Source organism: Halobacillus sp. H74 (assembly GCF_052246715.1).
In the GTDB taxonomy this organism is placed as follows: domain Bacteria; phylum Bacillota; class Bacilli; order Bacillales; family Halobacillaceae; genus Halobacillus; species Halobacillus litoralis_A.
In genome coordinates this window covers 65304-78269 of record NZ_JBQQCI010000008.1, presented here as the reverse complement: position 1 = coordinate 78269, position 12966 = coordinate 65304, and the positions used below count along the sequence as shown (strand labels likewise).

Below are 12966 nucleotides of genomic sequence, written 5' to 3'. Positions count from 1 at the left end.
ATATGATTCTAGAGAAGCATTGAGGTGGATTTTATCGAATGAAAAGAGGTCAACCCTTTCACAGGCTGACCTTTTCTCCTCTTATTTTCCTTCAATATAAGCGTACTTGTAAGTGTAATCCGGCCCCATCGGATTCGCTGTTACATTTTTAATGTAGGGTTTCCATAACTGGGCTTTTGCACGTTGATAAAGCGGTGCAATGACTGCGTCTTCCTGAATGAGTAATTTCTCTGCTTCGAGGAAAGTTTCAAAGCGCTCCCCAGGTTTTTGCGCCAATTCCGTGCCTGCTTTTTTGATTAAGCTATCGTATTTTTCACTGGAGTAACCGGTTTTGTTGTTTCCACCATCTGTAACCCAGAGGTTCAAGAATGTATTCGGGTCAATGTAGTCTGGGCCCCAACCATAGTTTTCAATGTCATAGTCCATGTTGCTGTCCCGCTCCAAGCGTACTTTGAAAGGTACACTCTCTACCTTGATCGATAGTCCTTCAAGTTGCTCAAGCTGGTCCTTGATGAAAGCATCCAGATTCTGGGCTACTTCAGTATCGCCACCTAAGTAGCGGAGCTCTGCTGTTTCGATTCCCAGTTCTTCTTTCGCTTTCTTCCAATGCTCTTGAGCTTTCGCTGCACTATCTGTGACAAGGTTGCCATTGATGTCACGGAAGTCCTCTCCTGTTTCCGGGTGATTGACGAAATTCGCTGGCATATATCCACCAGCCGGAATGGATCCGTTATTCAGGATGACATCGACCATGCTTTGGCGGTCGACGACCATCTGGATGGCTTTACGTGCATGAAGGTTAGATAGAATTTCGTTTTCCTGGTTCATTTTCAGGAAGAAAACGGTCGGTTCTTCTTCTGTTTTAAATTCTTCATTGGTCCGGTACTTGTCGACGAATTCGGAGGAAAGGTTCGTCACATCCACTTCGTTCGTCTCGTATAGATTCACAGCTGATGCTGTATCTTTGACGACATTCACAGTAATCTTTTCAAGCTTCACCTTATCTGCATCCCAATAATCGTCATTCTTTTCAACGGTCCATCCTTCGCCATGGTCCCATTCAGTCATAATGAAGGGTCCGTTAGAGAGAAGAGCATCTGCTTCCATAGCGTACTTTTCGCCTTTTTCTTCAACGAACTTTTGATTCATCGGTAAAAACGTTCCAAAGGCCGTCATTGACTGGAAATAAGGCGTAGGTCTTTCGAGTGTCACTTCAAAAGTAAAATCATCGACTGCTTTAACACCAAGGGCGTCCAACTCTTTTTCCCCTTGAGAGACGGCTTCAGCATTTTTTATGACGCCGTTCATCATGTAAGGCCCATATTCGGAGCCGGTATCAGGATCGATTGTGCGCTGCCATGCATATACAAAGTCGTGGGCAGTCACAGGATCTCCATTGGACCATACAGCATCTTCACGTAATTGGAATGTCCAAACAAGGCCATCTTCACTTACCTTATGGTCTTTGGCAATTCCCGGCTCTGTCTTTCCATCTTTTCCAAGGCGGTAAAGTCCATCTTTCGTAGATCCTAACCATTGTGAAGCTATCGCATCAATCGTCAAAGAAGAGTCCATCGTAGGGATTTCTGCCCCTTCTGTCAAGTGAAGTTCCTGTTTACTCGTATTGTCGGCTGAGGAAGATTCTTCTTCTTCCTTGGTGGTTTCTTCAGCTCCTGAACAAGCTGCCAGAAGCATACTCATCAAAAGAGTGAAACTTAGTAGATACCATTTTGTTTTCTTCATATGTAACGTACCTCCCGGATTTCTATGTGTTCGGTTCAAAAAAAGCTGATGTTCTACATACCTCCTATTTTTTAGTTCAATGAGAAACTAGCACAGGCTTATGTACTTATCCCCCTTTTCGTTCCATAATCTATAGTATTTTATAAAAGTTGTAGAATTCCTGCCATTTGAAGGTTGGGATATGAGAGGTGGTTAAATACCTCTAAGGGCCTTTATTCAGGTTGAACTTTCCCAAGCTTTGAAAAGAGGATTCGAATCACAAAAGGAGTAAATTGAGCTTAGATTGTTTATTGTTTTTTGAAATAGGAAAGGTGCGAGGAGGGAAAGGATGCAACTGGCATTGTTTGAAAGGAAAGTGGCTGAATGGGCACATTTCCATGCAGAAGAACTGGGACTTTTGAGAAAAGTTGTTACGGCGGAATATATATGGAATCCCGGGGGCTTTGTGAATCAGTCATATAAAATCACCGATGGTAAGAGATGGCGGCATATAAAGCTCGCTCGGAAAGAGAATGTCCCTGCTCTGAAACAATGGATGCAGGTGAATTCTTTATTGATGAGTGACTTTAAAGCACCGCGCTTATCTGTGAGATAAAAGAAGAACTGGTTCCAGGTTATCCTTATGGGCTCGTTTTTGAATATTTTGAGGGAAAGCCGTTAAGTGAAACGGATCAAGTTGCTGAGTCCGTTTTACATAAGCTGCAGCAATTACATAGCAGGAGTAAAATGAAAGAGCGCTTAACCAGGAAGGAGCCTATTACATATGCGGATGCATTTGCGGAGGAATATATAACACGGTTTCAAGCGGATCTATCTATTATCGAAGCAGGGAAAGACCTGCTATCATTTGTGGATGAAGAAACTCTCCGTTTTTTCCATCAGGAGGTGGATGATCTGCAGGAAAGGGTCTGTGAAGATGAGGCTTTCCGGGGTATGGCTTCGGACGTCGTTCATAATGATATGAACTGGCATAATGTATTGCTGGACGATACGGGCGGCTACCGGATCATTGATTGGGACGATCTTACTTCCTCGGGTGATGCAGCCATGGATTACTCTGTGTTCCTGTGGCCGTTCTATCAAACGGCTAGGTGGGATTTTTGGAGGGAAAAAGTAGAAGATTTAGCAGGGAAGGAAATCCTGGATCGAATGCATTATTACTTCAGAGCCAAGTTGCTGGATGAAGTGATTGACGTGCTTGCTGATTATATCGAAGCAGAAGAACTGCCAGAAATCAAAAACTTCACACAGGAAAAAGCCATGATCACTCATTTGGAAGTACTAACTAAATATAAAGCATTATATAACGGGAAATGAGCATGTTTCCTATTCTTTCTACATAACCTACTACAAATAGCATGTATAGTAGGGAGTGAAAGAATGGCTTTCACATACGGTAAAGGTGAGTTGATCGAGGATTTGCAGGAGGTCTTCGCGAAGCATAATGTGCAGTCCATCCAGGTGAAAGAGCCAGGAACATTGTTTTTCATAGAAGAGGACGGTTCACTGACGATCGGCACGAAGGCATCGATTTATTCTTTTGAGCGCCACCCGGATGAGAAGGGCGGGGTCAAGTTCAAAGTGATCAATGGAGGCAGTACTAAGAAGTGAAGCACAAAAAAAGGTCCTGAGCGGATATCCGGCTCAGGACCTTTTGATTCTTGCTCCCTTTTTAGTTGGACTTCTTCCAGTATGCTGCTTCTTTACTGGAGCGAAGTGGCGGGAAGGTATCACCATTACTTAATTCAATATGTTTTTCATCTTCTGTTACGTTATCCTTTTTTCGACCATCAACTAAACCATCAAATGCATATGTTCCAGCTTGAGGAGCCTGTTCGCCTGTCTTGTAACGGTCTGCCATCGTTGAAAACATCCTTTCATTGATTTATTAGTTGTGCGCACATAAGCTATATTGCCGTAATTTATCCAAATAAAACCTAATTATGGAAAATGGTTCATAAGGCCTTCATCCATTTTCTATGATGAATAAAATTAGGAAGAAGAGCCCGTTCACTTGAAGGATTTTGCTCAAGTGTAAAGGAATGAAACGTGGCCCATATAGACGGGTGATCAATACAACGAACAAGGCAAGCGCGTACCAACCTTCCTGGTGGATGAGAGTGTAAGAGAAATTCTCATTCATAAATGGATAGAAAAGATGCGTTCCGTTGCCAAGAAAATCGACTGCGATTCCTGCTATGGATAGGATTGTCATGAAAGCCCACCATAGTTTCTGAAAAGATGTAATCATATATTTTTTAATAAAGAAGGCTATACCGAGTGCCAATATTGGGACGAAAAGCAGACTGTGGAACAAAAGAATGCCGAACAGTTTTGGAATATCGATTACCAGCACGACGGTGGCTCCAAGTAACATGATATTTCTTCGCTGCAGCTGGGAGAGGGACTCGTTTTCAAAGAATAGATTCATGATGAGAGCCCCTGCCAGGACGTGTACAAGTGTCGATGGAATATGACTGATGAGAATATCAAGCACAGCGGTTTCCCTTCTTTCTGTAAGTATTCTTCTTTGTTGGTTCCACATGGAGAGGGAAGAATAAACGTCCAGGATGATAAGGAAACCTTTATTGTTGACAATATCCATCATCCCTTATATATTTATCTACATAAAAAAGTATGCATAGCAACTAAATGGTGCAGTGAAAGAGATGATTTATGTTTCCATTATTTAGTTGCTATAACAACTTATTCATACAAATGGAGGTTCTCGACATGACGAAAGTATTATTCATAAAAGCGAACTCCAGACCTATTGAGCAGTCTGTGAGTGTCAAGCTTTATTATAAGTTCTTAGAAAACTACAAGGAGTCCCACCCGGATCACCAAATCGAGGAGCTTGATTTGTTCGAAGAAAACCTTGGTTATTATGATACGGAAAAGATCAATGGAATGTTTAAGCTGTCTAGAGATATCGAGCTTACCGACGCTGAGAAAACAGCGACTAGAACAGTCAATCATTATTTGAATCAATTTTTAGAAGCGGATAAAGTCGTATTTGCTTTCCCGCTATGGAACTTCACAATCCCTGCTGTGCTTCACACGTATTTTGATTATTTAGCCCAGGCAGGGAAGACGTTCCGTTACACGGAAGAAGGTCCAGTAGGGATGCTGCCGGATAAAAAGGTCGCTCTTCTGAATGCACGTGGAGGTGTTTATTCGGAGGGTCCAGCAAAATCGGCGGAAATGGCCGTGAATTATGTGGAAAATATTCTGCATTTCTGGGGAGTCGAAGATATTACCACATTGGTAGTGGAAGGTCACAACCAATACCCTCATAAAGCAGAAGGTATTGTAAAAGAAGGTTTGGAAAAGGCAGCTGCGACTGCTGTTTCCTTCTAAAATAAAAGTAAGCTGAAAAAGCATCCGTTGCTGTGGAGGCTGCTGAAAAAACTTCTTCAATCTAGAGGAGTAGTTAAAGTTTGTGGTTGCTTCTCACGGATCGCTTGTCGGTGGATGCTTGCCGCGGGCACAGCCTCAGCTGTTCACCCAGGCGTCACCACCGAACGCTCATCGTGGAAACAACAGTTGCCTATCTGAATAGAGTGATTTTTTTGTATTGAAAAGAAGCCGAGTTGAACGATTTCATCGTCCAACTCGGCTTCTTTATTTGATGCATAACTCAAAAAGTGTTGCTTTGTATTGAGTGTAATTGGGAAAATATGGTTTACCTGAGGTGGAAATAAATGGTTCACTTGAGGAAGAGATCAGGAAGATATCACAATCGCTCGTCGCGTTCTTCGTCTGGGATGAGCGGGCATGTAGGGCAGCACTTTGTTTTATCTCCACCATGAAGCATATATTTCATACAACAGTGCCGGCGCACATACGTCTCTTTTCCATTATCCGCAGTATAATAACGAAAGTTGAATTGCAACGGGTTTCGTCGGTTTTTCTCGAAGAGTTCATTTGATGTGAACCAACGAAATACTTGTTCGATGTGTTCTTCTATTTCCGGGCGTGCATTTACCAGTGCACATTTTCTTTGGTGAAGGTTATGGGAAACAATCGACCGCATATGCGTTGGTTTACATTTCGCAACTTGGGCAATTGTTTGGAACAATGGTTGTAAGTTCTCTACAATGAAGGTGTGGACCAAATTCTTAACCTGTTCCTCAGGCAGGTCAGCAACAGGGTACACAGCATCTTCGCGAATCATATAGTTCATAGCGTTTTTTTGCTTCAATTCAATGCCTATGTTGGATGGAGCAGTATCGATGATCAGGCCATGCTTGATGATGGTTTCAAAAAGTCCCATGGTTAAAACGGAATACATCTTCCCGAATAGAAGTCCGGTAAGCGACAAATTCGGGGCATCGAGCTGCCGTTTTTGTAAGTCCAGAAGTTGCTTCGCCTGCTGTTGATCGTGAATCAGTTCATCGACCATATAAGAAATACGATTCTGATCTTCCGTCCCGATATAAATTCGATGGTCATTTTGGATTTGTTCAAATGCAGCATTCATATAGATGACTCCCACATTTTATATTTTTCCACCATAATCTTTGGAAATGATAACTGTTATCAATTATAAAATAATTCTGCAAATCCAACAACAGGAACGGGCATAATAAACAGGGGGATGGACGTATGCTAACTCTATGTAGTTTGCTTATATTCGATTACTCCTATTAAAAAAAGGGAATAAGAAAATTCAGCTGTGAGGTTGTACAAAACCTCGGATGAGGTGAGAAAAGTGAAAAGAATAAATCAGCCAGTTCACTCTATAAAAAATAAATACCCGGACTTCGAAAAGAATTACATAATTCATTTGAAAAAAGCGGAAAAGGTAATTCTTCATCAGCTCATTCAAGCCATCATTCGTGAAGGCGTTTTTGATTATGTGTGGGTTGCGGATGGCTCCAGTATTTACATTGCCCTCTGTGATGGGGAGTCACTCCAGATACCTGTCGGCAGAGTGTCTGCGTTAAGACATCTGGATCTTGACGGGGAAATCATCCATAGTGATATCGAAGGGAATAAGCGTCCTGTCACGAGACCGCTCGTTTTACTGGATGTTTTATATGACAAGGAAAACCTATCAGAAAATCAACTATCGTTTTATAAAGAAATAGCGAACAGTGTCGAGAATTACGGATTGGCGTTAACTATTGCTGGTTACCGCCAGAAGAAGGTTGAACAAAAAGCAAGGCAGCTGAATGCAAACGATGTCTATTCGTTCGTAAGTGCCGAACAGCAGAAAAGCCACTCATTCAGTCCGCTGGCTTTTTTTGAACAATGGGTCATTCAAGGACACACGATTCATCCTTGTTCACGGACACGACTCGGCATGTCAGCAGAGGACATTGCGTGCTACGCGCCTGAGTGGGGTGGAGAGCCAGAGGTCATTCCTCTAGTTGTCCATCACGACGTCTGCAGGGTGACGGCGCTCGATAACCAGAACACCAAAACGGTATTATTCCAGGAGTACCCTGAACTCGAGCAAGCTTTTGAAGAGTTGTGTGGGTCGCGGCTGATGAACAAGGACGAATATGAGATCATCCCCGTCCATCCATGGCAATTCACCCATACAGTAAGACACAATTACCACGAAGCTTTGGAAAAAGGACGAATCATTCCATTAGAAAATGTCCGAATCAAGACGGCGGCGCTTATTTCATTTCGGACGTTAGCTCCTTTAAACAACCGCACGAAGCATCATATAAAAACAGCGATGAACGTACAAATGACGAGTGCGATCCGTACAGTTTCCGCCGCATCTACCATCAACGGTCCTTTACTATCCCGGCTGTTTCAGGAGATGTTGAGGAATGATAACTTCCTCTCAAGCCGTTTGACATTGATGAGTGATGAGGTGGGGGTCCATTACGAACCAGAAGCAGTATTGGATCAGAAGCAAACCCATTTTCTCCAGAAGAATGTGGCGGCCATTCTCCGGGGAAATCCAGAACAGGAGCTTCAGGAAGACGAAATCGCTATTCCGGCAGCTGCTTTATTATCCAAGTCACCTGTATCAGGAAAGTTGATAGTCGAAGAACTCGTCCAGCGCCAGGAGCAAGGGTCGGTTTCTGAAGCGTCGCAGGCCTTTATGAAAAAGTATGCCAGGGCTTTGCTGCCTGGAATTTTGACTTTGATGACAAAGTATGGCATCAGCATGGAAGCCCATTTGCAAAATTGCGTCGTTGTATTCAGGAACGGATCTCCAGAACGGGTGATCCTCCGAGATATCGGTGGAATCCGGATCATGAATGAACGTCTGGATCGTTACTTTGATAAACAACCGATTGACCCGAGTACGAATCTTTTGACAGCGCAACGTGATGAGCTTCTTGATATCTTTTCCCATGCGCTGCTTCATAATCACTTAGGAGAAATCATCTACTGGTTATCCAGAGCTCTCAAGGTCGATGAAATGAAATTATGGGCCATCGTCCGCTCTGTAATCGAAGAAACATACACTCATTTACAACAAGATCCTACGATTGGTAGTGAAGCAATGGCTGACGAAAACCACCTTTTTTCTCAGCCCTCGAGAATGAAAGCATTGGTACAGATGCGCTTATCAGACAAATATACAGATAACATTTACGTGAATCTCCCGAATCCGCTTTCTATGAGAAATGAGGTGCTTGGAACTTGACCATATCAGCAATGAAAAGCCAAAGCTTGATCGATACAGAACTCTTAAAAGAAGAAGAAAGCTGTTTGTCTTTCGCAAAAGAGTATCTGCCTGCCCAGGTGCCTCGTTTTCTTCACCACAGGGAAATGGGCAGAAAAGGGATTCTTTATAAATTAGCAGACTCTGTCTTAAGAGAGAATATCGATGGCTTCTATGAGCGGGCAGTCGATTTGAAGAAACACGGCGGATCCCTCTATATCAACGGTCGTTCTTTTTCATGGGAAAAGGTCTATGAGCCTTTGAAAAAACTGCAGCTTCGCAAAGACCTTACGTATAAGTACCTGAAGTTGGAGGGGTACGCGCTTCTATTTCCTATAAAGAATGAGTATGCCTTTCAGCTTGTAGAAACTACGGATGAGGTGATTTATGTTGATAGTGAGAAAGCAAGAGTGGTCCCCACTGCTTCTACGCTGACAAGGCTTTTGTTCAGCAAAGAGAACTATCCGAATGTAGATACATTTACGAAGGAACTCAATAATGGCACCGTAAACTTGATGCTAGCTTCGATGTATCAGGAAGAGTGGAAAGGGAATCTCCAGGAGGAAGCAGAAAAACTCGAAGTCCGCACGACTATGGAATATTTGCAAAAGAAGAGGACCGGGGATGCACGTTTTTCTTCAAGTTTATTTTTTGAGCAGCTGACCGTTGAAGGCCACCATCTTCACCCTGGCGCCAAAACGAAGCTTGGAGTGACTTTTCCGGATGTGTTCCGCTACTCCCCAGAATTTCACCAATCATTTAATGTTCGCTTTGCGGCCGTCCGTAAGACACATATAATCTCGACAGAAGAAAAGGGTTTAGTTGAGAATCATTATCCTGAAAAATGCTTTGAAGTAAGAAAGGAGTTGGAACGAAGAGGTTATGCGGTAGACACATTCGACATTCTGCCTGTCCACCCATGGCAGTTTGCACACGCTATCCCGGCGATTTATGAACAGGAAATAGAGGCAGGCACTGTTGTGCTTTTACAAGATGTGAAGCTGCCTGCAGAAGCGACTTCATCGTTTCGAACGGTCGCCCCGAAGCAGGAGGGCGCTCCAGATCTCAAGCTTGCGGTCAACAGCCAAATGACATCGACGGTACGTTCGATTTCCATGCAGACAGCCATGAATTCAACCGTAGTTACAGATTTGTTGAAGGATATTATGGACAAAGAACCACGCCTGCAGCTTTTTCTTCCTCTCAATGAACTTGGGGGAGCAGCTTTTCAATCGGAAGATGACATGAAAAGCCGCAACTTGACGGTGCTTTTACGTGAAAATATCGATGAATACCTTGAGGATGATGAAATCGCGATTGCCGGAATGGCTTTATATGCAACATCGCCGTTCAGCGAAACAACGGTATTAAAGGAATTGGTAGATACATTTGCTCATGAGAATAATTTGAAAAGAGATGTTGCTGCCCATGACTTTTTCCAGGAGTATATTGAAAAGGTACTTCCCGGTTATCTTACACTGATGGTCAAATATGGAGTTGCTCTTGAAGGACATCTGCAGAACAGTATCCCTGTCTTTAAAAATGGCAGGATATCGCGTTTCTTTTTCAGGGATTGGGGAGGAGCACGGATTTATACAGAGCGCCTGCGGAATCAGGGCTTCTCGCCAGGGTTCGCCCCTGATTCAGTCTCGGTCACAAATCAGGATGCAGATATGCATAACAAGCTGTATTATACGGTTTTTCAAAATCATTTAGGTGAGATGATCAGGCAGCTGGTGCAATATTCAGGGAGGGATGAGGCTGCATTTTGGACGCAGGTCAAAACCGTCTGTGATGGCGTTTTGCATGAATTGTCACTGCAACAGGATATTGCTGAACAAGTCAGGCTTGATCGTACGTTTTTATACCAATCAACAGTCATGCATAAGTCGCTTACAAAAATGAGGCTCACAGACAGCAAAGGATACGGCTATAATGCCGTCCCGAACCCGTTAGCGGATTGAAGGCGAAACCCGGAGGTATCAGACATGGTCACCAATGCGAAGAGGCAGACAGTAGAAATGTATATAGAGGAAAAGCGGGTACAAGGCGAGGAGCCTGTTTGTGCTTATGTCTATGACTTAGAAAAGTTGAGAGATCATGCAAATACGATTAAGGAGAGTCTTCCTGATTTTTGCAAGCTTTATTATGCCGTTAAGGCGAATCCTGATCAGCACCTGCTGGAGGTGTTAGCACCGACTGTCGATGGGTTCGAGGTGGCTTCAGAAGGGGAGATCCACAAGGTGAATGAGGTCGGGCAAATACCGATGATTTTCGGTGCTCCGGCCAAGAAAGATTGTGAAATCGAAGCGGCGATACGGGCCGGGGTCGGTTATCTGAACGTGGAAAGCTTTCAGGATTTGAACAGGATGTTGTATCTTGCTGAACAAAAGCAAGTTAAAATACCGATTCTGATCCGCGTCAATTTAAGCTCAGATGTCCCTGACAGTCACCATATGATGTCAGGAGTCCCGTCCCAATTCGGGGTCGATGAGGCTGATATACCTGATTTGATTGAAAAAGCACTCCAATCCGACCACGTAAAAATAGAAGGCTTTCATTTCCATGCAATGTCCAACAACTTGAATGCAAAAGCCCATGTCCGGTTTGTCGAAACTTGCATAGAGAAGTCACGTAAATGGCAGGAACAATTCAAACTTCAAATTTCTGTTGTTGATATCGGTGGAGGGATCGGTATCAACTATTGGAGTCCGGGAGAACCGTTCGACTGGGACACCTTTGCTGAGGGGATCGACCATCTCGGAAAAATTGTGGGAAATCTGACTTTGGTATTGGAAATCGGACGTTATATGACGGCAGAGTGCGGCTTCTATGTTACAGAAGTATTGGATGTGAAGAAGAATCATGATCAGTATTTTTCCCTGGTCCGGGGAGGTTCGCACCATTTGCGTCTGCCGGCCGCATGGAAAATGAGCCAACCATTCCGTATCCATCCAGTGGAGGAATGGCGTTATCCGTTTGAACGGCCAGAAGTGTTGAATGCTGATGTCACCATCGCTGGCGAACTGTGCACCCCGAATGACGTGCTTGTGCGTCGGAATTCTGTCAAGCAGCTCCGGGCCGGTGATATCATTATTTTTGAAATGGCTGGTGCATATGCTTGGACCATTTCCCACCATGATTTCTTAAGCCATCCCCAGCCGGAAATGGTTTATTTGAATGAGTAAGGTGGGGGTTCTTTTCACCAACTGACCATTTTTGTGACGTTGATGTTGTTTTATATGGCAGGATTATTGAAGACACGATTTCGAGGTAATCAGGGTTCGTTGCCATGTTGAGCTTCAGGGTTGGTTGGGAAGCAACTCGCTTTCCACGGGAGTGCGTTGAGCCTCCTCGGACTCTCTCGGAGCTACTGAAAAACCCTTTTCCATCTAGAGGAGCTGTAAACGTTTGTTGTTGCTTCTCACGAATCGCTTGTCGGTGGGTGCTTGCCGCGGGCACGGCCTCAGCTAACTTGGTCAAGAAGATCACTTGACCAAGTGGATCTTCGGCTCGCGCTGTTCCCGCAGGCGTCACCACCGACCGCTCATCGTGGAATCAACAGTGGCCCATCTGAAAAGAGTGATTTTCTTTAATTTATAAAAGAAAATCGCTATCATCCGTCTTTTCCAGCAGGAGTGCTGCGCAAGCATTCCCCGCACCCCTTGCTTATATGTTTTTCTCGAAATTCGTTCAGAAAAATGCTGGCATATTTGAGTGAGACTCAAACATCTTAAGTTAATTACAGGGTTTCCTCCATGAATGCTTCCCTTGAGATGTAGTTTCGAGAGTCTTCCGAAACATATGGCAGGAAAGCGAGCCGTTTCCCAGCCAACCATAACCTCATACAATGCCTCGAACCTGAGTCTTACTCAATAGGGAGCTTATAGCAAAAAATCCATACTGAAAGTTAACAGAGTAATTATAAAAAGGTGGGCTGCTATGCGCTTTTATACTCATTCGCTTCTGGTGTTCCTGTTTTTGGTAATGGTGGCAGGGTGTGCGAATAACCAGACTTCATCTATGGATAAAGAAAGCTTTCCAACAGAAAAAAAAGCATTCACTCATTTTATTCAGAAGGAAAAAGCAACAGCAGATGTAGAAAGAGTACAAACGCTGGAAGGTGATGAATTATACGTCGTACGTTCCAGGAATCATCAATACGGTGTATATGGCATGGCGAAGTTGGATGATAGGTACTCGGTGAAGAAGTTAACGGCAACAATGTCACTTCATAATACAATTTCCGGAGGCACTGAATTTACTTCATCCACAGGGAAGGAATATACGATGCTGGCAGCAAAGCAATTAGAAGGTTTGGATTATACCACTACCCTACATAATGAGTTTCACAAAATCTTTTCAGAAGATGCCCATATAGCAATAAGTAAGGATCATACCCTGGGGCAGTCCGTAAATGAGAGAGCTGAAAGTGTGATTCAAACAACGGAGACCGTTCAAAGTAATGCTTCTTAATCAGCATTTCAATGTATAAGCGATGGAGGTATGATGGCCTGGTGCATTTCTTTACATATAAATAACAACATTCAACATAACCTTTTTAAGAGGGTTTTCCTGAAAAAAAT

13 protein-coding genes are annotated in these 12966 nt (G+C 43.6%); 8 read left to right on the top strand and 5 right to left on the bottom strand.

The genetic code is table 11. The features are described 5' to 3' along the window. Window positions 1–81: 81 nt before the first annotated feature. A complete protein-coding gene (locus ACTWPX_RS17160) occupies window positions 82–1743 on the bottom strand; it encodes a peptide ABC transporter substrate-binding protein (protein WP_443120789.1) in 1662 nt (553 codons plus the stop codon). A gap of 328 nt (window positions 1744–2071) precedes the next feature. Between ACTWPX_RS17160 and ACTWPX_RS17155 the strand changes: the two genes are divergently transcribed. The 3 genes from ACTWPX_RS17155 (at window position 2072) to ACTWPX_RS17145 (ending at window position 3354) form a co-directional block, all read left to right on the top strand. Next, the gene (locus ACTWPX_RS17155) at window positions 2072–2338 is read left to right on the top strand and encodes a hypothetical protein (RefSeq protein ID WP_443120788.1); all 267 of its coding nucleotides are present in this window, start codon (window positions 2072–2074) and stop codon (window positions 2336–2338) included. Then, on the top strand, window positions 2326–3060 hold the full coding sequence (locus tag ACTWPX_RS17150; protein ID WP_443120858.1) for an aminoglycoside phosphotransferase family protein: 735 nt from the start codon (window positions 2326–2328) through the stop codon (window positions 3058–3060). The genes ACTWPX_RS17155 and ACTWPX_RS17150 overlap by 13 nt, the downstream gene beginning before the upstream one ends. Before the next feature lie 63 nt (window positions 3061–3123). Then, the gene (locus ACTWPX_RS17145; protein ID WP_128523140.1) at window positions 3124–3354 is read left to right on the top strand and encodes a hypothetical protein; all 231 of its coding nucleotides are present in this window, start codon (window positions 3124–3126) and stop codon (window positions 3352–3354) included. A 61-nt stretch (window positions 3355–3415) separates the two neighbouring features. Here ACTWPX_RS17145 and ACTWPX_RS17140 read toward each other — a convergent pair whose 3' ends face one another. Next, window positions 3416–3604, bottom strand: a complete 189-nt coding sequence (locus ACTWPX_RS17140) for a YjzC family protein (RefSeq protein ID WP_128523139.1) — start codon at window positions 3602–3604, stop codon at window positions 3416–3418. Window positions 3605–3709: 105 nt separating this feature from the next. Next, window positions 3710–4348 (bottom strand): hypothetical protein, encoded by a 639-nt coding sequence (locus ACTWPX_RS17135; protein WP_443120787.1) that lies wholly within the window; start codon window positions 4346–4348, stop codon window positions 3710–3712. A gap of 128 nt (window positions 4349–4476) precedes the next feature. Between ACTWPX_RS17135 and ACTWPX_RS17130 the strand changes: the two genes are divergently transcribed. Continuing rightward, window positions 4477–5103: an FMN-dependent NADH-azoreductase gene (locus tag ACTWPX_RS17130; RefSeq protein WP_443120786.1), complete on the top strand. Its 627-nt coding sequence runs from the start codon at window positions 4477–4479 to the stop codon at window positions 5101–5103. A gap of 376 nt (window positions 5104–5479) precedes the next feature. Here the strand turns inward: ACTWPX_RS17130 and ACTWPX_RS17125 are convergent, their stop codons facing one another. Next, complete coding sequence (locus ACTWPX_RS17125) at window positions 5480–6226, bottom strand: hypothetical protein (RefSeq protein WP_443120785.1); 747 nt, start codon at window positions 6224–6226, stop codon at window positions 5480–5482. Window positions 6227–6457: 231 nt separating this feature from the next. Between ACTWPX_RS17125 and ACTWPX_RS17120 the strand changes: the two genes are divergently transcribed. The 3 genes from ACTWPX_RS17120 to ACTWPX_RS17110 are packed head-to-tail and all read left to right on the top strand — an operon-like array spanning window position 6458 to window position 11568. Then, complete coding sequence (locus ACTWPX_RS17120; RefSeq protein WP_443120784.1) at window positions 6458–8362, top strand: IucA/IucC family protein; 1905 nt, start codon at window positions 6458–6460, stop codon at window positions 8360–8362. Continuing rightward, complete coding sequence (locus ACTWPX_RS17115; protein ID WP_443120783.1) at window positions 8359–10344, top strand: IucA/IucC family protein; 1986 nt, start codon at window positions 8359–8361, stop codon at window positions 10342–10344. Before ACTWPX_RS17120 ends, ACTWPX_RS17115 begins: the two co-directional genes overlap by 4 nt. Window positions 10345–10368: 24 nt before the next feature. Next, the gene (locus ACTWPX_RS17110; protein ID WP_443120782.1) at window positions 10369–11568 is read left to right on the top strand and encodes a type III PLP-dependent enzyme; all 1200 of its coding nucleotides are present in this window, start codon (window positions 10369–10371) and stop codon (window positions 11566–11568) included. Here the strand turns inward: ACTWPX_RS17110 and ACTWPX_RS17105 are convergent. Further along, window positions 11474–11920, bottom strand: coding sequence for a hypothetical protein (locus tag ACTWPX_RS17105; protein ID WP_443120781.1), 447 nt, complete (start codon window positions 11918–11920; stop codon window positions 11474–11476). The genes ACTWPX_RS17110 and ACTWPX_RS17105 overlap by 95 nt on opposite strands. A gap of 402 nt (window positions 11921–12322) precedes the next feature. Here ACTWPX_RS17105 and ACTWPX_RS17100 point away from each other — a divergent pair, with 402 nt between their 5' ends. After that, window positions 12323–12856, top strand: coding sequence for a hypothetical protein (locus ACTWPX_RS17100; protein ID WP_443120780.1), 534 nt, complete (start codon window positions 12323–12325; stop codon window positions 12854–12856). Window positions 12857–12966: the final 110 nt, after the last annotated feature.